Genomic DNA, 25580 nt, shown 5'->3' with positions numbered 1-25580 from the left:
GCTATTCCTCCAGATTGAGCTTACGGCTTGAAACCTCGGCTTGGATGTATGAAATAAAGTCATCCACTTTAAATTTACCAAGGTCCTTACCTTTACGTGTACGTACTGCAATTTCGCCGGCTTCCATTTCTTGGTCACCACACACAAGCATGAACGGTACACGTTTCAAAGTATGTTCGCGGATTTTAAAGCCAATCTTCTCATTTCTCAAGTCTGCTTTGACTCTAAATCCACTTTTTTGCAGTTTTTTCGTAATTTCTTGTACATATTCAGACTGTTTGTCTGTAATGCCCATTACAACTGCTTGTTCTGGCGCCAACCACGTTGGGAAGAAGCCAGCGTATTCTTCAATAAGAATACCGATGAAGCGTTCTAGTGAACCTAAAATCGCGCGGTGGATCATAACTGGCGTGTGACGCTCGTTATCTTCACCTACGTAAGTAGCACCTAAACGTTCTGGTAATGCAAAATCGAGCTGCACTGTACCACATTGCCAAGCGCGGTCCAAACAATCATGCAAAGTAAATTCAATCTTAGGTCCGTAGAACGCACCCTCGCCTTCTTGAATCTCGTATGCAATGTCCATTGCCTCTAGCGCTTGCTTAAGGTCAGCCTCTGCACGGTCCCACATTTCGTCTGAACCTACACGCTGCTCTGGACGAGTAGATAGCTTAACAACAATGCTTTCGAAGCCGAAAGTTATGTAAGTATCGTAAACCATTTCAATACAAGCTTTCACTTCTTGTTGAACTTGGTCTTCAGTACAGAATACGTGAGCATCATCTTGAGTGAAGCCACGAACACGCATAATGCCATGAAGTGCGCCAGACGGCTCGTTACGGTGACATGAGCCGAACTCAGCCATACGTAGCGGTAGATCACGGTAAGATTTCAAACCTTGGTTGAAGATTTGAACGTGACCAGGACAGTTCATTGGCTTAATAGCGTATTCACGGTTCTCTGAAGAAGTAGTGAACATCGCTTCAGCGTACTTATCCCAGTGGCCAGAGCGTTCCCAAAGAACACGGTCCATCATTAATGGGCCTTTAACTTCTTGGTAATCGTACTCAGTCAGTTTCTGACGAATAAATACTTCTAGCTCACGGAAGATAGTCCAACCGTTGTGGTGCCAGAACACCATGCCTGGTGCTTCTTGCTGCATGTGGAATAGGTCAAGCGCTTTACCGATTTTACGGTGGTCACGTTTAGCCGCTTCTTCTAGGCGTACAAGGTGAGCTTTAAGCGCCTTCTTGTCGTGGAATGCAGTACCGTAGATACGTTGAAGCATCTTGTTGTCACTGTTACCACGCCAATATGCACCCGCTACGTTAAGTAGAGTGAAGTGCTGACAGAAGCTCATGTTAGGCACGTGTGGGCCACGACACATATCGATGTATTCTTCGTGATGGTACAGACCTGGACGATCGTCTTTAGAAACATTCTCGTCCAAGATTTCAATCTTGTAAGTCTCGCCGCGAGCTTCGAATGCGTCGCGCGCTTCCTGCCAGCTAACTTTCTTCTTAACAACCTGATACTTGGTCTTCGCTAGCTCTTTCATACGCTTTTCAATCTTTTCTAGATCTTCTTGCGTTAGAGAGTGCTCAAGGTCGATATCGTAGTAGAAACCGTTATCGATGGTAGGACCGATCGCCATTTTCGCTTCTGGAAAAAGCTGCTTAACCGCGTGGCCTAAAAGGTGAGCACAAGAGTGACGAACGATCTCAAGGCCATCAACTTCATCTTTAGCAGTGATGATTTCTAGGCTTGCATCGTTTTCGATAAGATCACAAGCATCAACTCGCTCGCCGTCTACACGACCAGCAATGGTTGCTTTCGCAAGACCAGGACCGATTGATAGGGCAACATCTAGAGTTGATACAGGGTTGTCAAATTGACGCTGACTACCGTCAGGAAGAGTAATAATTGGCATTATTTGTCCTTTACAGTGGTGTTGCACACCAAGCAACACATGAAAATGTTTAATATATGTTTTTCAACCAACAAGTATGTTGATCGGAGATATATGCATAATAAAGATACCCACATAGAAGCAAATACAGATGCCCCATTTGTGAGTAGCCGAACATTGTAACGAAATTATATGAAATGACAATGTTAGTCCCACAGCGCCACAAAAACTACATAACTTAAATGTATCTTCTATATAGGGCCTTCTAACACCCTAAGCTAACGTTCAATGATTGATTCTTTGTCTTTATTTACAAACAAAAAAGCCGAACGGTTAAGTTCGGCTATAGAAATCGTATTGTCTCCATTAATAGACAGAGTGACGACTAAAAGAAAGGGAACTACGCACTCATGATTCTTGATACAGCGTTGCGGATATCTGAGTCAGCCGCGTTTGCTGGTAAGCTGAATGAAATGTATTGGTCGCCACGGAAGCTCATTGAGCGGTCGATTTCTGCTAGGCAGTGAACCATTGAACCTTCAACGATGAATGACAGCTCGATCTCTTTTTTGTTCATGAAACCGCCACTGCGAAATTCAATCTCTTGGTAACAGCCCGAACGAGAAGCAAAGCTGTTGCCTTTTAAGAAACCCTTCTCTACGTCTGCTTTCACCATGGCCATGCCCGATGCCTCAACACCTTGGATGATTTTAGCAACTGTTGGCAGTGGGTGTACGGAGATAAAGTCACGGTCTTTAGGATCGATCGCGAAGCCGATATCTAGGTTGGTTTCAACCCACACATGACATTGGTTCATTTGTGCGTTCAACGCGGTGACTGGCGTTTCATCATTTAACTTGAGACGGAATGGCACCAGTTTGGTTTCGCCCGGTTGGATAACGAAAGGTTCTACGGCTTGAATGCAACCCAGTGAAAAGGTTTCGTAACTGGTGCTATCTTCTGTTTCTACTTTAACTTCTGTGTTGAGAACCAAGTTGATCAGGTCGATTTGTTGCTCAACGTCACCACCAAAAATGTGAACATTGCCAGACAACTCTCCACCTTGGAAAACTTCAATATTATCTAAGACAGTATCAACCTTTGCTGCACCGATGCCCAACGAAGCCTTTAATTTCTTAAACATATTACTTCCCTTTCTAATTATCTGATTTACTAATAGTTATTGCGTCACAATTTGCGACACTTGCCTCACAGAATCAAGCAATTTGCCCCATCTATGTTGAATAAAGTCATATTGCCCGAGGAAATGTTGAAATCGTGAATAAATCCGTTACTCTATTTGTATAGTCAAATAAGGTTTCATTATGTCGAAAGCACCGCTCTACCTTCAGATAAAACAGTTCATAGACGACAATATCACTAGTGGTCACTGGCCAGTGGGTTACCAGATAACCACAGAGCTCGAACTCACCGAGCAGTTCAAAGTGAGCAGAATGACGGTCAATAAAGCCATTCGAGATCTGGTGTCTGAAGGCAAACTCATCAGGAAGCCAAGGCTTGGTACTTTTGTTTGTGAGCCTGACGAAAAAGCGCAATCTCCCCTACTTGATATCAACAACATCGCGCAAGAGATCAAAGACCGTGGCCAAACGTATACTAGCCAAGTTATCAAACACGATAGCATCAAAGCTGATGAAAGCACGGCTACGCGGTTAGGTGTGATGATTAATTCCGAAGTGTTTTATAGTGAAATAATACACTTTGCCGACAATACACCGATACAATTGGAAGCGCGTTGGGTGAACTCTCAAGCCGCTCCAAAATATCTAGAGCAAGACTTTTCAACCTCTACGCCCAACGAATACCTTTCAAAAAACTGCCCGTTGAGTGCTATCGAGCATACGGTTGAAGCCATTATTCCTGACTCTCAAATCAGAACGTCACTAAAACTTTTTGAATCAGAGCCTTGCCTACTTTTGAATAGAAGAACGTGGAGTAAAGAGCGTCTCATCAGCTTTGCATTACTCTACCATCCTGGCTCTAAGTACAAATTAAGCTCCAAGATACTTCTAGATTAAAGAACATCATCCTGATCGCCGATCACATTTTTGCAACATCAACTTGATTCGGGTCAGCGTTTAGCCTATTTATTTGTATATACATTTAATGTTTAGCAAAGATCTAGGTGATTATGAATTTGATCCTCAAAAACGCACGAGTGGTCTCCATGAGTTCGGGAACCGATGGTTATCAGCCGTCTTTCCCTCAAGATATCGTTATCGAAAACGGTAAGATCGTGTCCATCTCTTGTTCAAACCACGAAGCACTTGCTTCTGAATTAGAACAAGTAAGTGTTGATGGTTCTTTGGATTACATCACCTATGATTGCAAGAACAAGTTAGTCACCCCAGGGCTGATTGATTGCCACACCCACCTTGTATTTGCAGGTAATCGTGCCAACGAGTTTGAGCAGCGTTTGAATGGTGTATCTTACACCGACATCGCCAAGCAAGGCGGCGGCATTCTGGCGACAGTCACTGCAACACGCGCAGCACAAGAATCCGAACTGGTTGAAATGGCTTTGCCGAGACTTGACGGCTTGCTAAGAAGTGGCGTAACCAGCATCGAAGTAAAATCGGGCTATGGTTTAACGCTTGATGATGAACTCAAAATGTTACGCGCAGCTAAAGCGTTAGAAAATCATCGCCGTATTAAGATCACCACCACCCTCCTTGCAGCACATGCTGTGCCGCCCGAATACAAAGAGCAACCGGACAGCTATATCGATTTGGTTTGCCAAGAGATCATTCCTAAAGCTGCGGAACAAGGGTTAGCCGATGCGGTTGACGTGTTTTGCGAATCTATCGGCTTCAATCTAGAACAAACCGAACGTGTATTTGCAGCAGCCCAAGAACACGGGCTCGCGATTAAAGGCCATACTGAGCAACTTTCTAATATGGGTGGCAGTACGCTTGCAGCTAAATACGGCGCACTCTCTGTTGACCATGTTGAATACCTTGATGAAACCGGAGTCAAAGCACTAGCTAAATCAGGCACAGTTGCCACTTTACTTCCCGGTGCTTTCTATTTCCTTAAAGAGACTCAACAGCCGCCAGTCGCCCTGCTTCGCGAACACAACATTCCAATGGCGATCGCGACCGACTTAAACCCCGGCACGTCTCCCTTTGCTGATTTAACACTGATGATGAACATGAGCTGCACCCTATTTGGCACAACGCCTGAAGAAGCGCTACGCGGTGTGACTTGTCATGCTGCGGCTGCTATTGGCGACTCACAAACTAGAGGCAAAATTGAAGTTGGTTATGCCGCTGATTTAGCTATCTGGAATATCGAGCACCCTGCCGATTTAAGCTATCAAGTCGGTGTTCCTCATCTTCATAAACGCATTGTTAATGGCGAGGTGTGTCATGACTCAATCTAAGTCCAACAGCATTCAAAAGAACGCAGAAACCGTACATAACTTTGTGTGGACGGGACGCAATGACCTTGAAGATGGCGCACTAGGCACACGCGTACATCACGTTACTAAACAAGTGCAAAGTAGTGATTTAAGTAACGAGCTTACTGATGGCGCTATCGCTTTGGTCGGCTTTGCCAGCGATGCAGGCGTTGCAAGAAACAAAGGACGCGTAGGCGCGAAACAAGCCCCCAACCTGATTCGCCAAGCGTTGGCTAATATGGCTTGGCACAGTGACGCTCACATCGCAGACCTTGGTGATATCGAGTGCAATGATGGCCAACTTGAAGTCAGTCAAAAACAGTGTGCTTCTGTGATTGCCAATGCTTTAGCAACCAACAAAGTGATTACCCTTGGCGGTGGTCACGAAGTTGCTTGGGCATCGTTTCAAGGTCTCGCTGAGCATTTACATAAAGCGGAACGCCTTCATAAAGTTAAGCCAGTGCACAAACCTAAAATAGGCATCGTTAACTTTGATGCTCACTTTGATCTTCGAGAGTTCGAAAGCGACATTGCTGATGTTAAACCCAGTTCAGGTACGCCTTTTAACCAGATCAGCGATTATTGCCACAAACATCAGTGGCCGTTTCATTACGCTTGTCTTGGTGTGAGTGCAGCCAGCAATACCAAAGCGCTGTTTAACAAAGCTGACCAACTGGGTGTTTGGTATGAACACGACCGCAACATGACCCAAATAAACCAAGTCGCTCAACTGGTTAAGTTACAAAAATTCATCGCTGAGTGTGATTACCTCTATCTCACTATCGACCTAGACGTATTCCCAGCAGCGACAGCGCCGGGTGTAAGTGCACCAGCGGCAAAAGGTGTGAGTTATGAAGCACTCGCTCCTTTTCTAGAACAGATTTTCAAACACAGTGAAAAACTCATTATCGCGGACATTGCGGAATACAACCCAGACTACGACATCGATGGCCAAACGGCTCGATTGGCGGCACGTTTGTGTTGGGATATAGCCAGTGCAATGGCCAGTGACTAATCCAGCTATACCGATAGCTACAACTACAACTACAACGATATAACGTGAAACAGAAGGAATTCCAAAATGACGGAACACCACAACAGTGACCCTCGTCTCGACACGACTCGCGAAATTCGCGCACCTCATGGCACCACTTTGCGCGCTAAATCTTGGTTAACAGAAGCACCACTGCGTATGCTGATGAACAACCTAGACCCTGATGTGGCAGAACACCCACATGCACTGGTTGTGTATGGTGGTATTGGTCGCGCTGCGCGTGATTGGAAATGTTATGACAAGATTGTTGAAGTATTAGAGCGTTTAGAAGACGACCAAACGTTACTTGTTCAATCAGGTAAACCTGTGGGCGTGTTCCCGACTCATAAAAACGCACCTCGCGTATTGATCGCTAACTCTAACCTTGTTCCACACTGGGCGAACTGGGAACACTTCAATGAGCTCGATAAAGAAGGCTTGATGATGTATGGCCAAATGACAGCCGGTAGCTGGATTTACATTGGCTCTCAAGGCATCGTTCAAGGTACTTATGAAACGTTTGTTGCTATCGCGAAGAAGCATTTCCAAGGCGAAGCAAACGGCAAGTGGGTTCTAACGGGTGGTCTTGGCGGTATGGGTGGTGCTCAACCTCTTGCTGCAACAATGGCAGGCTTCTCGATGATTGCGGTTGAATGTGATGAATCACGAATCGATTACCGCTTGCGTACTGGCTATGTAGACAAAAAAGCCACCAGCATCGATGAAGCGATGGCAATGATTAAAGAGTCAGACACACCAATCTCTGTCGGCTTGCTTGGTAACGCAGCAGACGTATTCCCAGAGCTTGTTGAACGCAATATCACGCCTGACGTAGTCACCGACCAAACCTCTGCTCACGATCCACTGAACGGCTACTTGCCTCAAGGTTGGACAATGGAGAAAGCAGCGCAAGAACGAACCATTGATGAAGCTAAAGTAGTGAAAGCCGCTAAGCAGTCCATGGCCATTCAAGTACAAGCTATGCTAGACCTGCAATACCGTGGTGCTGCGACCGTCGATTACGGCAACAACATTCGCCAAATGGCACTTGAAGAAGGCGTGGAAAACGCGTTTGATTTCCCAGGCTTCGTTCCAGCCTATATACGGCCTTTATTTTGTGAAGGTGTCGGTCCATTCCGTTGGGCTGCTCTATCTGGCGACCCTGAAGACATCTACAAAACAGACCAAAAAGTAAAAGAACTGATTCCAGACAACCCACATCTACACAACTGGCTAGATATGGCACGTGAACGCATTCAGTTCCAAGGTCTACCCGCTCGTATTTGTTGGGTCGGTTTGAAAGATCGTGAACGTTTAGGCCAAGCATTCAATGAAATGGTTAAAAATGGTGAACTGAAAGCACCGGTTGTTATCGGTCGTGACCACCTAGATTCAGGTTCAGTGGCAAGCCCGAACCGTGAAACAGAAGGCATGATGGATGGCTCAGATGCCGTTTCAGATTGGCCTCTATTGAACGCTCTGCTGAATACTGCAGGCGGCGCAACATGGGTCTCTCTCCACCATGGTGGCGGCGTTGGCATGGGCTTCTCACAACACTCAGGTATGGTGATTTGTTGTGACGGCAGTGAAGATGCATCACAGCGTATTGCTCGTGTACTTCACAATGACCCGGCAACTGGCGTTATGCGTCATGCTGATGCGGGTTACGATATTGCCAAGCAGTGTGCTAAAGAGCAGAAGCTTGATTTACCTATGCTAAACGAAGAACTTCGTCGCCTTTAATGTCTGGAGAAAACATGTTGAATTTATTACTTAAGCCAGGACTTCTTGGCCTACCTGAACTGCGTAAGATTAGCCGCAGCCCTGTAAATTTATCACTCGATCCAGCAGCAATCCCTGATATTGAAGCGAGCATGCACGTTGTCGAACAAGTGATTGCTGAAGATCGCACAGTGTATGGCATCAACACGGGTTTTGGCTTATTAGCGAATACCAAAATTGCCCCTGAAGATTTAGAAGTACTACAGAAAAGTATCGTACTTTCTCACGCTGCCGGCATCGGTAAATTCATGTCTGATGAAACTGTGCGCTTGATGATGGTACTTAAGATTAACAGCTTGTCTCGTGGTTACTCGGGTATCCGACTCAAGGTTATCAATGCTCTTATCGATCTAGTGAACGCGCAGGTTTACCCATGTGTTCCACAGAAAGGTTCAGTAGGAGCTTCTGGAGATCTCGCTCCCCTTGCACACATGAGTACAGTTCTACTAGGTGAAGGCCAAGCACGTCACAACGGAAAAATCATCACAGGCTTAGAAGCAATGCAAATCGCTGGCTTGGAACCTATCACACTAGCGCCTAAAGAAGGTTTAGCGCTGTTAAACGGCACACAAGCATCAACCGCCTTTGCATTAGAAGGTCTGTTCGCAGCTGAAGACTTGTTTGCGTCTGCAACCGTGTGTGGTGCGATGTCTGTAGAAGCAGCGCTAGGTAGTCGTCGTCCGTTTGACCCTCGTATACACCGCGTTCGTGGTCATCGTGGCCAAATGGATGCAGCACTTGCTTACCGTCACATGCTTGATCAAAAGAGTGAGATTGGTGAATCACATACTTGCTGCGAAAAGGTTCAAGACCCTTACTCGCTGCGTTGTCAGCCTCAAGTGATGGGTGCCTGCTTACAGCAGATTCGCAATTCAGCTGAAATTTTAAATGTTGAAGCGAACTCAGTATCCGACAACCCGCTGGTTTTCGCTGACGATGGTGACATCATTTCAGGTGGTAATTTCCACGCCGAACCCGTCGCAATGGCAGCCGATAACCTGGCACTAGCAATCGCTGAGATAGGCAGCTTGTCAGAACGAAGAATGGCACTGCTAATCGATAGCGCGCTAAGCAAACTTCCACCTTTCTTGGTCGATAACGGCGGCGTGAACTCTGGCTTTATGATTGCTCAGGTTACCTCTGCAGCATTGGCAAGTGAGAACAAAACCTTGGCTCATCCGGCGTCAATAGACAGCCTACCTACTTCTGCCAACCAAGAAGACCACGTATCAATGGCCACCTTTGCCGCGCGTAGGCTTAGATACATGGCTGAAAACACCCGTGGAATATTGGCAGTAGAATATTTAGCAGCAGCACAAGGGCTAGACTTCCGAGCGCCTAATCTATCTTCTCCTCGTGTGGAAGAGGCGAAGCAGATTCTGCGTGAGAAAGTGAGTTTCTACGACAAAGACCGATATTTTGCTCCAGATATTGAGCAAGCTAACCTGTTACTCAAATTATCCGTTCATAACCACTTAATGCCAGAAGGTACTTTGTGCAGTTTCTAGTACTTAAAATACTTTAGTCGACACTAATTAAAGTATCATATAAACAAGGGCTATTAATTGGCCCTTGTTGCATTGAGCCAAAGGCCATATCTCCCTTAAAATCGTCACATACCATCCAACGTATTTATCTAATTGACTGATATATAAGCAAAGTTAACTGGATAGACCATTAGAACGAAGTTAGTTAGCTATAATCCCCCCCAGATTTGATGACTAATAGCGATACTATGTTTCTGACACCTTACTTTTCAACTGAAGACAATCAATTTCAATTCACTCGTGAACAAGCTAGCCACTTTGCTAAAAAAGTAGCCGCTGACTTCAACCCAATTCACGATGAAGACAACAAGCGCTTCTGCGTGCCTGGCGATCTTTTGTTTGCAGTGCTTCTACAAAAAGAAGGCATCAGCCAAAAAATGCGTTTTGATTTTTCTGGTATGGTGGGGAACGGTATTGCGCTTAGCGTTGACAACAAGTGTGAGAAAGAAAGCTCACTGGTTGACGAGAAAGGCAAAGAGTACCTACACATGTCTTGTGAAGGTGAAAAGAGCCACGATCAAGCATTCATCGAACACGTAGTAACAAACTACGTTAAGTTCTCTGGTATGAACTTCCCACACATCATGGTTCCTCTTATGGAAGAGCAACAGATGATGATCAACTGCCAACGCCCTCTTGTGATTTACGAGAGCATGGAAGTTGAATTTACTCGCCTAGACCTATCTCACCCAGAAGTTGAATTCTCAGGTGCGACTTTTGATGTTGAAGGCAAGCGTGGCATCGTGACACTGAACTTTGATTTCAAAGAAGACGGCGAAGTTGTCGGTAAAGGCGTGAAACGCATGGTAGCAAGTGGCCTTAAGCCATACGACCAAGCTTCTGTAGACGACCTAGTAAACCGCTTCAACGAGCGTAAAGAGATGTTTCTAGCTCAGTTCGCAGCTGCCGCTTAATCAGCATCCTTATTTACACATCTCGATGTAAATAAGCTCTAGAACAAGATCAATAAAGCCCAGCTTGATATCCTCAAGCTGGGCTTTTTTATGTAGTGCGTAACTTTCGAGTTAGGACATAGTTATCAAGTTATATTTTCACTGGTTATCTTTTAAACCTTAGTTGTGAAAACGATTTACGTGCAATCAAACCACCAAAAAGAACTAATAACCAATGCCACCCCAGTGAACCACCATTGCCACCACCTGAGCTTTTTGCGTTCTGTGTCCCTTCAGACTTAGATATTTTTATCTCATCGGTATAGGCAAAGTTAGTAATCGTAACTCTGTCGTCCCCACCAGAAACGGAGCCATCTTTCACATATTCAATCATAAAACTATTGTTAGTATCTCTAACCAGCGGTAGGTTCAACGAGCCAGAAAACTCACCAGAGGCACTATCACGTTGTTGGCCATTAATATAAACCGCAACAAAGTCATAATCTGCTTCAGACGATGCATTTAGGTCAAACGAAACCGTACCAGAAGGGATACCTTCAACAATAAGCGCTGTAGATGTACCGTGGCTAATCGACGGTGAGGCCAAAAAATCACCTTCGGTAATCCAAGCTTGCGTGTTGTAGACACCACTGTTAGGTACGTTGACATAAGAGTTCACACTATTATTTACAGATCTTACCCCGATAACAGAAGCCGTTGAAGTAACCGTGCCTACCAATAAGTCAGTATCTACATTAATACCAAATTCATGTTCACCAATTGAATTTAGATTGTAGCTAACCATAACTTCACAGCTTTGCCCTGCAGTTAAGGTGCTACATCCATTGTCTGTTATATCAGTATCATTACCAGAAATTGGATAGACACTGTTTACTTGCATGTTTTGATCAGATTTATTTGTGAATTTAAAGGTATGTGAAATAGGAGCCAATAATTTTGCACCTAGCATTTCAATTTGACGGTAACTAAACCCTGTTTTCTGCTCATCAATCCAATCATCAAAGTGGCTAATATTAGTATAGACACCGTAAGCGTTAGCCTCTGCACATCCTTTACCCCAGCTCACAATACCCAGTTGTTCATACGTTCCATTAGTCGAGACAACAATTGGACCACCACTGTCACCTTGGCAAGAGTCATAACCGCCATCACTGTATCCCGCACAGAATGCATCACTACCAATAAAGGCATACCCACTGTGAGGGACACTAGTACATTGGTACTGGTTAACTAAGGGAACATTGACTTGATACAGTTCACTCTTCGACGAATATCTATCAGATGCGTCCTGATCACCCCAGCCCATGACCGTTAGCATTTGACCATCATTCAGGTTACCGCGAACATAACCATCAACGAGATTAACCACAGACTCAACTGGCTTTTCTACGAGCTCAATAATGGCGATATCATTGCTTGTCGCTGCAGAGTTGTAATATTCATGTACATAAATATTATCAACAGCGTATCTATGTTGTGCAGCTTGAGAGGCAGAAAGATTTGATACACCAATCACCACATCTAGATCTTCACGACCATTACCTTCCACACAGTGAGCGGCAGTTAATACATATCGCTCACCAATGAAACTCGCACCACAAAACTGACCGTCATAAGCGCTCACGTTCCTTGAGACTAACGCAGCCATAAATGGCCAATTTCCCTCTGTCGCTTCTTTACCGTTTATAATTCGAGCTGAAACATCTGCCAACACCGACGTTGAAGACAGACTCACTGCATAGATACCTAACGACAACCATTTAGCCTGAACCATTTTTATTACCTAGCCTTTTATATACTTTAATAATGACGCGCAGGCTATTTTATAAAAAAGCAATATGAAACATTAGTTATATTATTTTGTGATGAAGCTCAACTAAATGATAACAGTTCCTATTTATTTACTTAATTGTATTAAAATTTACATCAGATCCAGCGTCTAACCTTTTGTTTATAATCAACATATTCAGCTCCGAATAATTGCTCTAGAGCGCGCTCTTCTGGCTTAATCTGGAACTGATTCATATAAACTACGAATACAAAACTGAATAAAACACTGAACAGGTTTTGGAAGAAATAGCCAAAGCAAAACAGTAGTATGAATAACCCTAGATACATAGGGTTGCGTGTGTAGCCAAAAATGCCACTGTCCACAACTGAAGAAGCGGTTTCAATTTTAATCGGGTTAACGGTGGTTTTCTGTTTTCGAAACTCCCATATACCAGCCAACCCAACTACGCCACTCAAAGCAATTCCGAGCCCTAAAACGATGAACTTGTAAGGTAATAACACCATTCCTGCACTCAGCTGATGAGCACTAAAATAAGATGCGATGAATACCAATATAAACAGAGCAACGGGTGGGAGTTTTAACTCTAGAAATCTCATAGCTTTCCTTATTAACAATTCCATTGTTAGTTTAGAAAAAAGCCCAGCAATTGCTGGGCTAAATAGTTTAAAGAATTTTGGCAAGCGCCTGTAATGGGTGGGCAAGCTTCTCACCCTCAAAACGCTTCACTTGGCTGCGGCAGGAATAACCTGTCACCAAGCAACGATCTTTTGGTAAGTCCTGCATTTGAGGCTTCCAGCTTAAACCGTATATGTCTTTCGACATTTGTAGCTTATCCACTTCGTGGCCAAAAGTACCCGCCATACCACAACAGCCGACAGGAACACTGGTTAACGCAGCACCAAAGTGCTTGAAAATAGTGCCCCACTCTTTTTCTGCGTTCGGCATTTTGGTTTTCTCAGTACAGTGAGCAAACAAGTACCAAACTTCTTCACTTGCAGAGCGCGCTTCAAAATCACCTAACGATGGCAGTAACCATTCATGGACTGTCAGTACATCAAAATCACCACGTTTATCAGCTAAGATCTCGACATATTCATCACGGTAGCAAAGCACTAGTGCAGGGTCGACACCCACTAAAGGAATGCCGATATCAGCCACCATCGACAAGAAATCAGAGGTCGATTTAGCTTCACGAGCAAAACGGCTTAAGAAGCCTTTGATATGCAGTGCTTTACCATTCGGCTTGAATGGCAGTAACACAGGGGTTTTACCAAGCTTTTGAGCCAGAGTAACGAAGTCTTCAACAACTTCTGCATCATAGAAGCTAGTAAACGGGTCTTGAACGATCAACACGTGCTGTTTCTTCTGCTCAGAAGAGAGCCCTTCTAGATATTGAAGATCGAACAGTTGCAGCTCTTTGCTCGCTAGGCGATTTTTAAGTGTAGGCACCGACATCAGTGGTGCATCAACATAACCAACCGTTTTCGCTGTTGCGGTTTGTATCCACTTTTGACCCAAGGCAGCATTAACAACCTTTGGCGCTTTCGCCATTAGCGGCAGCATGGTTTCAATGTTAGCGACTAAGTAGTCTTTTGCAGGGCGTTGGTAGCGTGAGTAATAAATGTTTAAGAATCGAGAACGGAAGCTCGGAACATCAACTTTAATCGGACACTGGCTCGCACACGCTTTACATGCGAGACAACCATTCATCGCTTCGTGAACTTCATGAGAAAAATCATATTCATGGCGTTTGTTCATTGTATTGCGAACACGTTCCACCATGGTTTTGACCGGAGTATTGTCCTTCAGCGCTTCTTGCTCTAAATCGAGAATATCGACGCCTTGTTCCGTTAGCTGACGCAACCACTCTCTTACTAAACCTGCACGGCCTTTTGGTGAATGACGACGGTCAGCCGTGACTTTCATCGAAGGGCACATTGGCGAGCTAGTATCGTAGTTGAAGCACAAGCCGTTACCATTACATTCCATGGCTTGTTTGAAGCTGTCACGAACTTGTACGTCGATCTGGCGGTCGTAGAAGCCACGCTTGGTATCGGTGACTTTCACCAATTCAGCGTCGCTTTCTAATGGCGTACAGATCTTGCCTGGGTTCATCTTGTTGTGCGGGTCAAACGCTGCTTTAACACGTCTTAACTCAGTAAACAGCTCTTCACCAAAAAAGTCTGGCCCATATTCAGAACGGAAACCTTTACCGTGTTCACCCCACATCAAGCCGCCGTATTTCGCCACCAGCTTAACCACTTCATCAGAGACTTCGTGCATCAGTGCTTCTTGCATCGGGTCACACAGATCAAGTGCCGGACGAACGTGTAATACGCCCGCATCAACGTGACCAAACATGCCGTAGTTCAGCTCTTTTGAATCGAGCAGCACTCTAAATTCAGAGATGAAGTCCGCCAAGTTTTCCGGTGGAACACAGGTATCTTCAGCAAAAGCGACCGGTTTAGCTCGGCCTTTCGCCGCACCTAATAGACCCACCGCTTTTTTACGCATGTTGTAGATTCGACCTATGCTCGCTAAGTCGCTGCACACTTGGAAGCCAATCACACCCGCTTCTTCGGTTTCTACCATACTTTCAAGCTGTGCAGTTAGCGCTTGAACTTGTTGTTCAACTTCCGCTTCATCTTGACCTGCAAACTCAACCATGTTGATGCCAAGCATCTCTTTATCTGGAACATCCATCAGCAGGTCGCTCACGGTGTGCCAAACGATATCTTGCTTCGCTAGGTTCAATACTCTTGAATCTACCGTTTCTACAGACAACGCTTTCGCTTCTACCATGAACGGAGCATTACGCAGCGCTGAATCAAACGTATTGTATTTCACGTTAACCAATGTCCGCGCTTTTGGAATCTTCGTTAGGTTTAATTTTGCTTCCGTAATGAATGCTAATGAGCCCTCTGCGCCACACAGTACACGTGTAAGATCAAAGCTATCATCTTGTTCGCTAATCGCGTTCTTCAGGTCGTAACCTGTAAGGAAGCGGTTTAACGGAGGGAATTTATTGAGGATCTGAGCACGCTTATCTCGACACACGGCTTCAGTAACGGCAAGTGCATTATGGGCAAACTCACCTTCAGTAGGTAAGCCATGTGATAAATCAGATTCAAGACATGAGCCATCCGCAAACACCGCTTGCAATGACAATACATGATCTGACGTTTTTCCGTACTTCAACGACCCTTGGCCAGACGCATCGGTGTTGATCATACCACCTAAAGTTGCTCGATTACTGGTAGAAAGGTCTGGCGAGAAAAAGTAACCATAGGGGCGTACAGCATCATTTAATTGATCTTTAACGATACCAGACTGAACTCTGACCCAGCCTTCTTTTTCGTTTATCTCAAGAACTTGATTCATGTAACGCGATAGGTCAACCACGACACCTTTTGTTAAAGATTGTCCGTTGGTTCCGGTACCACCGCCACGAGGGGAAAAGGTCACACGCTCGTAAGTGGATTTAGCACCCACTTTACCGATCAACACAACATCGTTTGTTGTCTTGGGAAGGATGACCGCTTGCGGCAACTGTTGATAAACACTGTTATCAGTCGCCACAGCCAAACGGCTAGAATATTGAGATTCAATGTCGCCAGTAAAGCCCGCTGTTTTTAGTTCATCTAAAAAGCGTACGACAACTGGATCGACATCAGCATTGAGTTGAAGTCTTGGTAACATTTGCTTCCTGCCCCTACTTCGCTGATCCTATCAGCATTGGGTTATCTGAGATTTTTAATAATTTTCTTTGAATTTCGTCACTTTACTACTATTAAGATCATATAAAAAGGTGATCAAATCAGAATCTCAGTGCAAGAATGGAGAAATAGTCACTTTCGTCTTAATTCAGTCACAATATACTGAATAACATTTTGTTTAAGACATCTCCATGAGCACATCACAATGAAAAAAAACAAAACAGTCACAACTGAAGATATTCTTCTTAAGCTATGCCAATCAGTCTCAAGCGTACTCACTTCAGCGACGGCTTCTCAGGTGTCCTATTCAGCTATGGTTCAAAAGATCAACAAGACAAGTCTGAAGCCAGACTTTGGTTGTTTCGTCTTATTTGACGGTGGCTTTTCTGGTCTTGTTGTAATCAATTTTACGTCGAAAGCCGCGTTAGAGATCTATACCAACTACATGCGTAATATGGGCATGCCTGAAGACGAACTGGCGGTACTGCATACTTCAGACGAAGTGGGTGATGTATTGGGCGAGCTGATGAACCAACTTGTCGGTGATTTCACCAACAAAATCCGTAAGGAACTGCAAACTAACATCACGCAGAACCAACCGAAAATGCTTGCACTGAATAAACAAGTAAACCTTTCTGTTGATACCAACCTCGATCGTCCACAAGCCCGTCGTGTGACCTTCTCGACTGCAAACAACAACATCTTCTATCTTGAGCTTGCAATGGATAAGACGGAATTCATCCAATTAGAAGAATTTGAAATCACTGAAGACGAGTGCCCAGATAGCATTCTTGAGGCGACTCAGAAGAAAATGCAAGAAACCAACAAGCCAGCACAAAACTCAGGCAACGATTCTGCAGCGGATCTACTCGATGAACTTGGTATCTAGTTTGCGAAAGTACTAGTTAATCCAGAAAATCGGGTCACTATCGCCATCAATACACTTGATGGCGTTTTTGTATTCTTCAAAAGCCGCCTTTACCCTCCTTAATAGCGGATGGCCACACACCGACAAATGACTTTTGACTTTGCTGTTAACCGCCAAAACATGTAAAATGTCGGACTTTTAAAAATTTGCGGTAATGATTAAGTAGTCGATGGATAAGAAAAAAGCCCTAAAGAAAATTGCCAAGTGTCTTGAGCTTGGAAATTCTGCGAACGTCAATGAAGCTGCCAATGCGATAAAAATGGCGCATAACTTGATGCTGAAATATGGTCTCGAAAAAGACGATATTGAATTTATCAAGATGGGAAAGACTCAATCCTCTCACCTGCTACCTGCAAATATCAGTTCTACACTGCTGCGTGTTATTCGCGGTATTAACACCAAGTTTGGCGTAGAGGCGGTGTTATTGAATCACAAAGGCCTTAAACGAGTGGAGTTTATAGGTGAAGCGGATCGCGCTATCTTTGCTGCATTCGCATTCGATATTATTTATCGCGAGCTAAATGAACATACAGGCCAATTCAGAAATAGCTTTGCTGGTTCTGGAACAGGGTCGCTTGAAGTGACACGTCGTGTGAATTCATTTGTCTCTGGTTGGGTTGAAGGCGCACTGGAAAAGCTACCAACCATTACTCCAGACGATGAATCAAACAACAAGATCAATAACTACATCGATAAAGAATTCAAAAATATCGACCGTGAGACCTTCAAGCAACAATTAAGAGAAGCGATGAAAAACCTCACCGCTGATTATGAAGTTGGCTTGAAGAAAGGTCGTAAATTGTCTGTTAATAGACCAGTTGCCGGGGCCCAGGCTGCTAAAAAGATAACAAAATCATAGAGCCGCTTTACATTGCTTCAACGTATTGATAAAACCATTATTAATATTTACAGGACTATGCTTGTCATTCGTTACCCATAGGTTTGACAGAAGTACATGATGGAGAAATACGTTGAAAAAAATCACTTTAGCCCTAGCGCTCACTGTCGCTTTAACGGGGTGTCAGGCAACTCAACGCCAAAATGCGACAACGGGTGAATCTGAGACGAACTCTGCAACTCAAGGTGCTCTAATTGGTGCTATCGCTGGTGCAGTAGCTGGTGTTGCAACAGGTGACGACTCTAAAGATCGCCGCAAGCGTGCATTGATCGGCGCTGCAGGTGGCGCGGCTGTCGGTGGTGGTATTGGTTACTACTTCGACCAACAAGAAGCTGCACTTCGTGAAGAGCTCATGAACTCTGGCGTTCAAGTGGAACGTGTTGGTGAGAACCAACTCCTGCTTCGCCTAGAAAATGGGATCGGTTTTGATTCGGGCTCTTACGCTTTAGAATCAAGCATTCACAACACACTACGCGGTGTTGCTCGTATCTTAGTTGAATACCCTGACACAAGCCTCGTGATCGACGGCCATACAGACAGCACTGGCAGTGAATCAACTAACCAAATTCTTTCTGAGCGTCGTGCTGAATCGGTTCGCGCATTCTTGATTTCTCAAGATGTCGCTGCAGGCCGTGCCATCGCTCGTGGTAACGGCGAACGTTACCCTCTATGTGACAACAACACGTCTCAAGGTCGCGCTTGTAACCGTCGCGTAGAAATTCAAATCTTGCCGCTTAAGTAGCACGATTAAAGCCCAGTAACCTTTATCTATTGAATTAACCACTATATAGTTGCTTGTCAGTCGTATGGTTTATTTTAAGCGTTGCGACTTAACACTCAGCCACATAGCGTATTCATACTGATACATCAGCACTGGGCTTTTTTACGAGACTTATCTTTTGCTTATCTTATCCAACTTCTGGTCATCGTCACTTCTTAGAACTTTATTTCTAGCCCTAACGCTGATCGCCCCAAATTTAGCTCATGCTCAACTCTCATTGAACTCACAACCTCAAGACCCAGCTTCTCAGTATCAATTAGCTCAAGCGTATGAGCTGGGAATTAATGTGCCTCAAAATATCGACGACGCATTCTATTGGTACTCGCAATCAGCGGACAATGGCAATCCAGATGCACAATTTAGACTTGGCGAATGGTACTTGGCAGGAACAAGAATAGAGCAAGATAGCAAGCTCGCTTTAGAATGGTTCATCAAAGCGGCACTGCAAGGCAACAAGCGCGCCCCCTTTGAGGCGGCTAAGATCTATGAGTCCTCACTTGATGAAGATCTCCTTCAGCCATTAGATGCCGCACAGCTATGGTATGAAGCTGCTTTGAAAGACAATTCTGACGCAGAAGAGGGCTACAATCGCATTCTAGAAGAACAATTTAATCAACAACGTGCAAAGCAGATCTCTTCAATTGAGCAGCTTAATGACAACGTCAATGCTGAAGCTAGCACAGTTCAGTCCTCTAAAAAGGCGGCTATCCGTTCTAACCTAACGCATTCGGACTATCTGATTGGTGTAGCCTTGGCCCTGTTGATTTCAATTGCCAGTATCATCATGACGCTGGTCATATCTAAAAAAAGACTGACTTTGAAATCGGGTGAATTGGGTCAGCAAAAACAGACACTTGAAGCACAGATTAGCTCGAAAGATTTGACCATTAAGCAACAAAAGCGTCAGCTTCAAACCATTTACAACGAATTAAAAAAACAAAAAAACAGCAAAGGTCTGAATAACTTGCAGGTAGCCTGCGCGTTATTCGGGTACACGCCAAGCTCGATTCCTGATCAAAAAAATATCAAAACCCGATACAAGCAGCTCTCTAAGATCTATCATCCGGATGGTCATGGATGTGACGAAGAAATGAAACGTTTGAACAATGCGCTAAAAACCATCTTACAAAATGTTACAAAACCGTAAACAACCACACACCTTTGGCTTTCCAATTCGCAAATATATCGATTTTATTAGTGTTGCAATCGATCCCCTTCTCAAAAGCAGGTAACAAACTATTAACTAATGGGGCTTACTTATGTCATAATTTGCGCCGAAAATACACCTGACGTATACAGGTGAGGAGAAAATATGTTCACAGTAGAAGGCGTTTGTGATTGGTGCAAAAAGCCAAGCCTAGTTAAAAAGCACGATTACCTAGATGGTAAGTGTCATCATGCATGTAAAGAGTGCAATGACATTGCAACCATTGATGTTCGCCAGTTCAATATTGGTGAAATGGAGATGAGAACAAAACTCTCCCAAGCCACATTAAGATAAGCAACAACATTGAAATATAAGAAAGCGCCTGAGGCGCTTTTTTTGTATCTGGGATTTGTCTTCTTATCTTCTACACAGGTATATACAGTACTTTTCTGTAAAAACCACTGTATACATCTGTATAGAAATCACATTTTTTCAATTTCTGAGACAAAATAGAAAATTCATTCAAATTTAATTTACCTATTATTTTCAATAACTTAAATTAAACCCACCTATATTACCAATAGGAATCGTCCAATAATCCCTCAAAAAATGCTTGATCTTATAAGCAACTAAAACTACTGTATACACATACAGCATGTATATAAGGACAGCAAAATGATTCAAGCACACGTTAAAGCCCAACACTCTAGCCCGCTAGTTCACTGCGTATTTACATCAGTTTCTCGTAAAAGCAAAAATTCAAACGAGGAAGCGTTGTTCGCTAGAATGGCGTTGCTGTCCAATCAACATCAGTGGTTACTGTTTACGGCTCAAACACCGAGACCATCCGCTAAGCAGCTGAAGCAACATAATGTTTGCTGTGACCGCGTTATTCATATGAAAGCCTCTCACCAAATGACTGAAGTAGAAACAGTCGAGAAAGCTATTCGCTCTAAGAATGCGAGCGCAATCGTTGCAAGTGCTTCTATCGACTCATTCAGCCAACAGTATCTAAGAATGTTAGGACAACGCTTTCAATGCGAAGTGTTCTTCATCGATGACAATTCAGAACGCATTCACTAAGCCACCTCGCTTAACAATTTAGCTAACAAACATAGCTCGATAACATAGCTCCAAAACACAGCCAATAGACTGCCTTCCCCTGCCCTACAATTCGCCAATTTTTAAGCGGGTCGTTAGGCGGGGGGTTTTTATTTGATTAATAGATTTAGCAATCGATTGCTTTTTCTCTGGAAGCAAAGACTAGATTGGGTATAATGCCCGTCTAATCATGTGCACACCGCACTTCTCTGTATGACGTTTGATAAAAGATAGGAATGTCTAAATGAGCCTTGCTGATCAAGTTCTTGCCGTAAATGATGACCTACCAATCCGTACTGACAAACCTGTCCACAGCGGCAAAGTTCGCTCAGTCTACTGGTTAACTGAAGAAGATAGCCAACGACTAATTAAAGACAAAGGCTACGACGTAGCACCGGATGCGCCTTTAGCCATCATGGTGATCAGTGACCGTATCTCTGCGTTTGATTGTATCTGGCGCGGTGAAGGGAATCTTAAAGGTGTTCCGGGGAAAGGAGCAGCTCTGAATGCTATCTCTAATCACTGGTTCAAATTGTTTAAAGACAACGGGCTTGCTGACAGTCATATTCTTGATATCCCTCACCCATTCGTATGGATTGTTCAAAAAGCTCGTCCGTTAATGATTGAAGCGATTTGTCGTCAATACATCACAGGTTCAATGTGGCGTGCATACGCAAACGGCGAACGTGAATTCTGCGGCATCGAGATGCCTGAAGGCCTAGAGAAAGACAAGAAGCTACCTGAACTGCTGATCACACCTTCAACAAAAGGGATTTTGAAAGGCATCCCTGGCGTACCAGAAGCTGACGATGTGAACATCACACGTAACAACATCGAAGACAACTTCGCTGCGTTCAACTTTACTCAAGCCAGTGACATTACGCATTACGAAAAACTTCTAAAAGAAGGCTTCAACGTAATTAGCCAAGCACTCGCAAACGTCGATCAAACCTTTGTTGATACTAAATTTGAGTTCGGTTATGTAAACGATGCTCAAGGTAAAGAAAAGCTTATCTATATGGATGAGGTCGGTACACCTGATTCATCTCGTATTTGGGATACTCAAGAATACAACAAAGGCAACATCGTCGAGAACTCAAAAGAAGGTTTCCGTCAGTTCTTACTTAACTACTTCCCTGATGCAGACATTCTGTTGAACAAAGAGCGTATGCCAGAACGTGAAGCTCTAGCTCGTGACAATGAACTTCCTTTGGATGCATTGATGTCTCTTTCTCGTACTTACCTTGATATCGCAGCGAAAATCACCGGTGCAGAGATAGTACTGAGTGAAAACCCTAAGCAAGAGATCATCGATGTATTACGTGCCGACTACGGACTGATCGATTAATTACGCTAGATGACTAATACAGCTTGGATACAAAAAGGGCCTCAACATTGAGGCCCTTTTTATGTCTGTTGATAAGTTACCGAACACTTTTAGTGTAGGTTAAAACTGATGGCTGAAACTGGTCGCTAAAGCTTAATGGTAAGCTCTTCTCCAGTATTTCCCGCAATCATTAAGTGACTACGTGATTCGATATATTCGATCTGCTCTTCTTCAAGAGAATAAGGCATCACAACTTTGAGTTCGTTGATCCCTTCTAGTTTGGCAAGTTTAAGCAAGGTAACAATATTTGATTCATCGCTTTTACGTGTAGACATTGATTTCAATGCCATCTGCCATAAACGATCTTCTGGGGTGCCCAACTCTTTGATGCTATCTCGCCAGACGGTACTGAACACTGGCGCAATTGTGGTAAGAGCTTCCAGAAAAGTCCACTTTTTACTGCATGAGGCGCCAAGAAATGTTGTGTAATCGAACTCTACACGCGTCTCTTCCTGTTTATCCATGATGTCCCCCGACACTTTGGCAACACAATATACTCAATATCTATCAACTTTTTCTTTATAGCAATAGGATATAGAAGAATAGTCTTTTATGACCTTTTGATTGGTTAAAAAGGCATATAAAAATCAAAACCGTAACATAATAAGCACTGAAAAATAATATATGCGCCTATTTGATTAATATTTTAGAGATAAAACTTATCCATCTATTTTATATCAATTATTCGGCTCGCTTTTTTGTACTGAATACGCCATCCAGACCATGTAGGCAACTCCCAGCGTTTTGGTGATAACTTCCGACTACCCGATTGATAATGCACGTAAATCAGCTTCCTTCCAGTCAAGTATTCCACCTCAAGCTGCAAGTCGGCAAGGCACAATGAAAACGGATATTTTTCTGAGAACTCGTTATACAGCCAAGCAGGTATACCATCAAAGGGAATGTCGTTATGTTCAAACATTTCCAGCTCGCTGACATCCGTCACGCCTAACACTTCCAGTTGTTCTATAAGCCATAGTTCAAAGCTCAATTGCTCGATCTCTGGTGTAAATTGAGTCTGCTCATCTAGCCCGAGTTTGACGTAAAGCTGCCAATGCTTAATCTCTTGAGTACGGGCCTCTGCAAAACCAGGAAGCTGAGCACCGCTTACCACGAGATCAACGATAGGCTTTAAAGACAACGGTCCTTCTGCCTCTACCAGCTTAGTCGTAATCGTGCGGCCAGCGTACACCAATGCCATTTCAGTAAACACGCCCTCGTCATTGACCACGGTTTCACTTTGCTGCCATTCACCCAAATCTGCTTCAACAACGAGTTCTAAAGGAATAGGCGCAGTGGTCGTAGCTAAGATCAGTGTTTGCTTCACACCACGACCCGGTAAGCTGTGAGTGTCCAACACCAACATAGCTTGCGCATTGTCAGGGAAACGATTCTGGCGACCGAGTACTACTTCTAACATCCCGTTGGCAAAGGCTTCTTTCCTCTTCAGTCGGCGCACAAACACGAGCTCAGGATGTAAATTAACAATAGTCTTAAGCAGTTCAATGCGTTGGAAACGTGACGCGACTTCTAACTGAGGAAGCTCAAACACCTCACGCATTTGCGTCGCCAACCCTTGAGCTTCATTCAATGCCTGCTGATCTATTTCTAAATGTGGATAATCACGACCGCGTACAATCTGAATTAACAGGGATAAATCACATCCTTCTTTCTCTTGTTGAGCGAGTGCTTCCAAATGGTCTGCATTATTAGGTAATTGGTATAGACGAGCCGGAACTGAAAGCGCTGCCGTGAGATCCACCATCGCCTCTTTTAATGCTTTGTTTTTAATTCGAGTAACAATATCAGCATACAAGGCATCAATTGGCAGCGGGTAAAGTTTCTTTCCATGCTCGGTAATTTGATGGTCGGTATTAATCGCCTCCATCGTAAGCAAGGTTTGAGTCGCGCTATTTAATGACTTCTCTGGAATAGGGTCAAGGAAGGACAAGCTCTCAAGCGGAGCACCACAACATGCCGCGGCCAACATAGGTTCTGTTAATTCTTCACGTTGCAGTTCAGGTGGTGTGACTAATTCTAACGCCGCATGCTCGCCATATAGACGAACACAGACACCATCCATCACCCTACCCGCGCGGCCAGCTCGTTGCTTGGCACTCGCTCGTGATATCGATTTAAGCATCAGTGTCATTCTTCCGTTTCGTTGAACGGTGCGTCTTTCTAACCCTGAATCTATCACCACACCTATGTCGGGTATAGTTAGTGAGGTTTCAGCAACGTTGGTCGCCAAAATGACTTTTCGTAAACTGTCGCCGTCATTTTTAGTATCGATATTACGACCAGAGAGCGCTAAACCTCGTTCTTTATCACTCACTGATGCATGCAATTTAACAACTTGGATATCTGGATTCTTTGCCAAGGTTTGCTCACAATGCACGATCTCTTTTTTACCCGGCAGGAAAACCAAAATATCGCCACGAGAAGCGATCAGTTGGTGATTCACTTCTTCAGCAATACGTTGCTCTAGATGTCGAATATCGGGTAATACTCTTGATTCATTCGCCCTATTTTCAATAGCAACTTGATAAGTTCGGCCTTCACAGCTTATTCGATTCGCATTCAGATAGTGAGCAAGGCGCTCACCTTCAATGGTGGCAGAAGTGATCACCAAACGATGACTCGCTTTTTGTTTCAGAATCGCCACCAGCAGATCAATATCCCAGCGCCTCTCGTGAAATTCATCCACCACAATGACATCGAAACTAGCAAGTCCATCTTCAGATAACCAACGCAATGCGATTCCGGGAGTCACAAAAACCACATCGGTTTGCTCGCTATATTCAGATTCAAGCTTAATGGCGTAGCCGACCTTGCTACCCAACTTCTCACCCGATTGCTGTGCGAGGTATTTAGCTAATGACGTACAGGCGATTCGTCTTGGCTCTACCACAAGTACTCGCCCATGCTGAGACGCCCACACCGGTAAACGTGTTGATTTGCCCGATCCGGTTTCTGCTTCGACTACGAGGTGAGAACTGCCGATTTGATCGTGGAATGCATTTTGATAAGAATCGATGGGAAGTAGAGACATAAAAAGGAAGCGTCGCGAAAAAATGTGAGCAAAGTATAACGAATTATGGCATTCAAATTCGATAAGTGTGGGACTTAGGTAAGAATATCATTTTGTTTGCTCAGATCGGAGGGAAACTATTTACAATTGAATAACTAAACCGTTATCATTTTTCAGTTACCCTTTCTCCCAT

20 protein-coding genes are annotated in these 25580 nt (G+C 44.1%); 13 read left to right on the top strand and 7 right to left on the bottom strand.

The window, feature by feature from the left end; genetic code table 11:
* Position 1 precedes the first annotated feature (1 nt).
* Both thrS and L8S15_RS12970 read right to left on the bottom strand, forming a co-directional pair.
* Complete coding sequence (thrS, locus tag L8S15_RS12975; RefSeq protein WP_280573434.1) at positions 2–1930, bottom strand: threonine--tRNA ligase; 1929 nt, start codon at positions 1928–1930, stop codon at positions 2–4.
* Positions 1931–2309: 379 nt separating this feature from the next.
* Positions 2310–3053, bottom strand: a complete 744-nt coding sequence (locus tag L8S15_RS12970) for a sporulation protein (protein ID WP_016796339.1) — start codon at positions 3051–3053, stop codon at positions 2310–2312.
* A 181-nt stretch (positions 3054–3234) separates the two neighbouring features.
* Here L8S15_RS12970 and hutC point away from each other — a divergent pair, with 181 nt between their 5' ends.
* The 6 genes from hutC to L8S15_RS12940 all read left to right on the top strand — a co-directional run bounded on the left by hutC (position 3235) and on the right by L8S15_RS12940 (position 10606).
* Positions 3235–3948: a histidine utilization repressor gene (hutC, locus tag L8S15_RS12965; protein WP_016768279.1), complete on the top strand. Its 714-nt coding sequence runs from the start codon at positions 3235–3237 to the stop codon at positions 3946–3948.
* A 113-nt stretch (positions 3949–4061) separates the two neighbouring features.
* Positions 4062–5312, top strand: a complete 1251-nt coding sequence (gene hutI, locus L8S15_RS12960; RefSeq protein WP_280573430.1) for an imidazolonepropionase — start codon at positions 4062–4064, stop codon at positions 5310–5312.
* On the top strand, positions 5299–6345 hold the full coding sequence (hutG, locus tag L8S15_RS12955; protein ID WP_280573428.1) for a formimidoylglutamase: 1047 nt from the start codon (positions 5299–5301) through the stop codon (positions 6343–6345). Before hutI ends, hutG begins: the two co-directional genes overlap by 14 nt.
* 66 nt (positions 6346–6411) lie before the next feature.
* Complete coding sequence (gene hutU / locus L8S15_RS12950) at positions 6412–8106, top strand: urocanate hydratase (protein WP_017078666.1); 1695 nt, start codon at positions 6412–6414, stop codon at positions 8104–8106.
* Positions 8107–8120: 14 nt separating this feature from the next.
* A complete protein-coding gene (gene hutH / locus L8S15_RS12945) occupies positions 8121–9653 on the top strand; it encodes a histidine ammonia-lyase (protein ID WP_010438256.1) in 1533 nt (510 codons plus the stop codon).
* A gap of 227 nt (positions 9654–9880) precedes the next feature.
* Entirely contained in the window at positions 9881–10606 is a 726-nt protein-coding gene (locus L8S15_RS12940; protein WP_010438254.1) for a DUF3581 domain-containing protein, read from the top strand.
* 145 nt (positions 10607–10751) lie between these two features.
* On the opposite strand, the gene L8S15_RS12935 is transcribed toward L8S15_RS12940, so the two are convergent.
* The 3 genes from L8S15_RS12935 to L8S15_RS12925 all read right to left on the bottom strand — a co-directional run bounded on the left by L8S15_RS12935 (position 10752) and on the right by L8S15_RS12925 (position 16097).
* Positions 10752–12380 (bottom strand): trypsin-like serine protease, encoded by a 1629-nt coding sequence (locus L8S15_RS12935; RefSeq protein ID WP_102282749.1) that lies wholly within the window; start codon positions 12378–12380, stop codon positions 10752–10754.
* A 152-nt stretch (positions 12381–12532) separates the two neighbouring features.
* Complete coding sequence (locus tag L8S15_RS12930) at positions 12533–12994, bottom strand: isoprenylcysteine carboxylmethyltransferase family protein (RefSeq protein WP_016768273.1); 462 nt, start codon at positions 12992–12994, stop codon at positions 12533–12535.
* Positions 12995–13061: 67 nt separating this feature from the next.
* The gene (locus L8S15_RS12925) at positions 13062–16097 is read right to left on the bottom strand and encodes an FAD-binding and (Fe-S)-binding domain-containing protein (protein ID WP_016768272.1); all 3036 of its coding nucleotides are present in this window, start codon (positions 16095–16097) and stop codon (positions 13062–13064) included.
* A gap of 222 nt (positions 16098–16319) precedes the next feature.
* Between L8S15_RS12925 and L8S15_RS12920 the strand changes: the two genes are divergently transcribed.
* The 7 genes from L8S15_RS12920 to L8S15_RS12890 all read left to right on the top strand — a co-directional run bounded on the left by L8S15_RS12920 (position 16320) and on the right by L8S15_RS12890 (position 22317).
* Positions 16320–17003: a DUF3334 family protein gene (locus L8S15_RS12920; RefSeq protein WP_010438244.1), complete on the top strand. Its 684-nt coding sequence runs from the start codon at positions 16320–16322 to the stop codon at positions 17001–17003.
* 208 nt (positions 17004–17211) lie between these two features.
* Positions 17212–17901: a DUF2786 domain-containing protein gene (locus L8S15_RS12915; protein ID WP_010438241.1), complete on the top strand. Its 690-nt coding sequence runs from the start codon at positions 17212–17214 to the stop codon at positions 17899–17901.
* A 112-nt stretch (positions 17902–18013) separates the two neighbouring features.
* The gene (locus L8S15_RS12910) at positions 18014–18682 is read left to right on the top strand and encodes an OmpA family protein (RefSeq protein WP_010438238.1); all 669 of its coding nucleotides are present in this window, start codon (positions 18014–18016) and stop codon (positions 18680–18682) included.
* A gap of 157 nt (positions 18683–18839) precedes the next feature.
* Complete coding sequence (locus tag L8S15_RS12905) at positions 18840–19868, top strand: J domain-containing protein (RefSeq protein ID WP_010438235.1); 1029 nt, start codon at positions 18840–18842, stop codon at positions 19866–19868.
* A 165-nt stretch (positions 19869–20033) separates the two neighbouring features.
* Positions 20034–20222, top strand: coding sequence for a hypothetical protein (locus tag L8S15_RS12900; protein ID WP_010438232.1), 189 nt, complete (start codon positions 20034–20036; stop codon positions 20220–20222).
* 321 nt (positions 20223–20543) lie between these two features.
* Complete coding sequence (locus tag L8S15_RS12895) at positions 20544–20951, top strand: SulA-like leucine-rich domain-containing protein (protein WP_010438229.1); 408 nt, start codon at positions 20544–20546, stop codon at positions 20949–20951.
* Between the two features lie 262 nt (positions 20952–21213).
* Positions 21214–22317 (top strand): phosphoribosylaminoimidazolesuccinocarboxamide synthase, encoded by a 1104-nt coding sequence (locus L8S15_RS12890; protein ID WP_280573420.1) that lies wholly within the window; start codon positions 21214–21216, stop codon positions 22315–22317.
* A 125-nt stretch (positions 22318–22442) separates the two neighbouring features.
* On the opposite strand, the gene L8S15_RS12885 is transcribed toward L8S15_RS12890, so the two are convergent.
* Together L8S15_RS12885 and L8S15_RS12880 are read right to left on the bottom strand one after the other, a co-directional pair.
* The gene (locus L8S15_RS12885) at positions 22443–22820 is read right to left on the bottom strand and encodes a hypothetical protein (RefSeq protein ID WP_010438222.1); all 378 of its coding nucleotides are present in this window, start codon (positions 22818–22820) and stop codon (positions 22443–22445) included.
* 203 nt (positions 22821–23023) lie between these two features.
* Positions 23024–25408 (bottom strand): helicase-related protein, encoded by a 2385-nt coding sequence (locus L8S15_RS12880; protein ID WP_102286185.1) that lies wholly within the window; start codon positions 25406–25408, stop codon positions 23024–23026.
* Positions 25409–25580: the final 172 nt, after the last annotated feature.

Source organism: Vibrio sp. S/42/10, from assembly GCF_029890535.1.
GTDB lineage: Bacteria > Pseudomonadota > Gammaproteobacteria > Enterobacterales > Vibrionaceae > Vibrio > Vibrio cyclitrophicus.
This window is presented reverse-complemented; position numbering and strand designations above follow the sequence as displayed.

Bases quoted from the DNA above. Each gene is read 5' to 3' on its own strand.
- thrS (WP_280573434.1), bottom strand. From the start codon at position 1,930: ATGCCAATTATTACTCTTCCTGACGGTAGTCAGCGTCAATTTGACAAC.
- L8S15_RS12970 (WP_016796339.1), bottom strand. From the start codon at position 3,053: ATGTTTAAGAAATTAAAGGCTTCGTTGGGCATCGGTGCAGCAAAGGTT.
- hutC (WP_016768279.1), top strand. From the start codon at position 3,235: ATGTCGAAAGCACCGCTCTACCTTCAGATAAAACAGTTCATAGACGAC.
- hutI (WP_280573430.1), top strand. From the start codon at position 4,062: ATGAATTTGATCCTCAAAAACGCACGAGTGGTCTCCATGAGTTCGGGA.
- hutG (WP_280573428.1), top strand. From the start codon at position 5,299: ATGACTCAATCTAAGTCCAACAGCATTCAAAAGAACGCAGAAACCGTA.
- hutU (WP_017078666.1), top strand. From the start codon at position 6,412: ATGACGGAACACCACAACAGTGACCCTCGTCTCGACACGACTCGCGAA.
- hutH (WP_010438256.1), top strand. From the start codon at position 8,121: ATGTTGAATTTATTACTTAAGCCAGGACTTCTTGGCCTACCTGAACTG.
- L8S15_RS12940 (WP_010438254.1), top strand. From the start codon at position 9,881: ATGTTTCTGACACCTTACTTTTCAACTGAAGACAATCAATTTCAATTC.
- L8S15_RS12935 (WP_102282749.1), bottom strand. From the start codon at position 12,380: ATGGTTCAGGCTAAATGGTTGTCGTTAGGTATCTATGCAGTGAGTCTG.
- L8S15_RS12930 (WP_016768273.1), bottom strand. From the start codon at position 12,994: ATGAGATTTCTAGAGTTAAAACTCCCACCCGTTGCTCTGTTTATATTG.
- L8S15_RS12925 (WP_016768272.1), bottom strand. From the start codon at position 16,097: ATGTTACCAAGACTTCAACTCAATGCTGATGTCGATCCAGTTGTCGTA.
- L8S15_RS12920 (WP_010438244.1), top strand. From the start codon at position 16,320: ATGAAAAAAAACAAAACAGTCACAACTGAAGATATTCTTCTTAAGCTA.
- L8S15_RS12915 (WP_010438241.1), top strand. From the start codon at position 17,212: ATGGATAAGAAAAAAGCCCTAAAGAAAATTGCCAAGTGTCTTGAGCTT.
- L8S15_RS12900 (WP_010438232.1), top strand. From the start codon at position 20,034: ATGTTCACAGTAGAAGGCGTTTGTGATTGGTGCAAAAAGCCAAGCCTA.
- L8S15_RS12895 (WP_010438229.1), top strand. From the start codon at position 20,544: ATGATTCAAGCACACGTTAAAGCCCAACACTCTAGCCCGCTAGTTCAC.
- L8S15_RS12890 (WP_280573420.1), top strand. From the start codon at position 21,214: ATGAGCCTTGCTGATCAAGTTCTTGCCGTAAATGATGACCTACCAATC.
- L8S15_RS12885 (WP_010438222.1), bottom strand. From the start codon at position 22,820: ATGGATAAACAGGAAGAGACGCGTGTAGAGTTCGATTACACAACATTT.
- L8S15_RS12880 (WP_102286185.1), bottom strand. From the start codon at position 25,408: ATGTCTCTACTTCCCATCGATTCTTATCAAAATGCATTCCACGATCAA.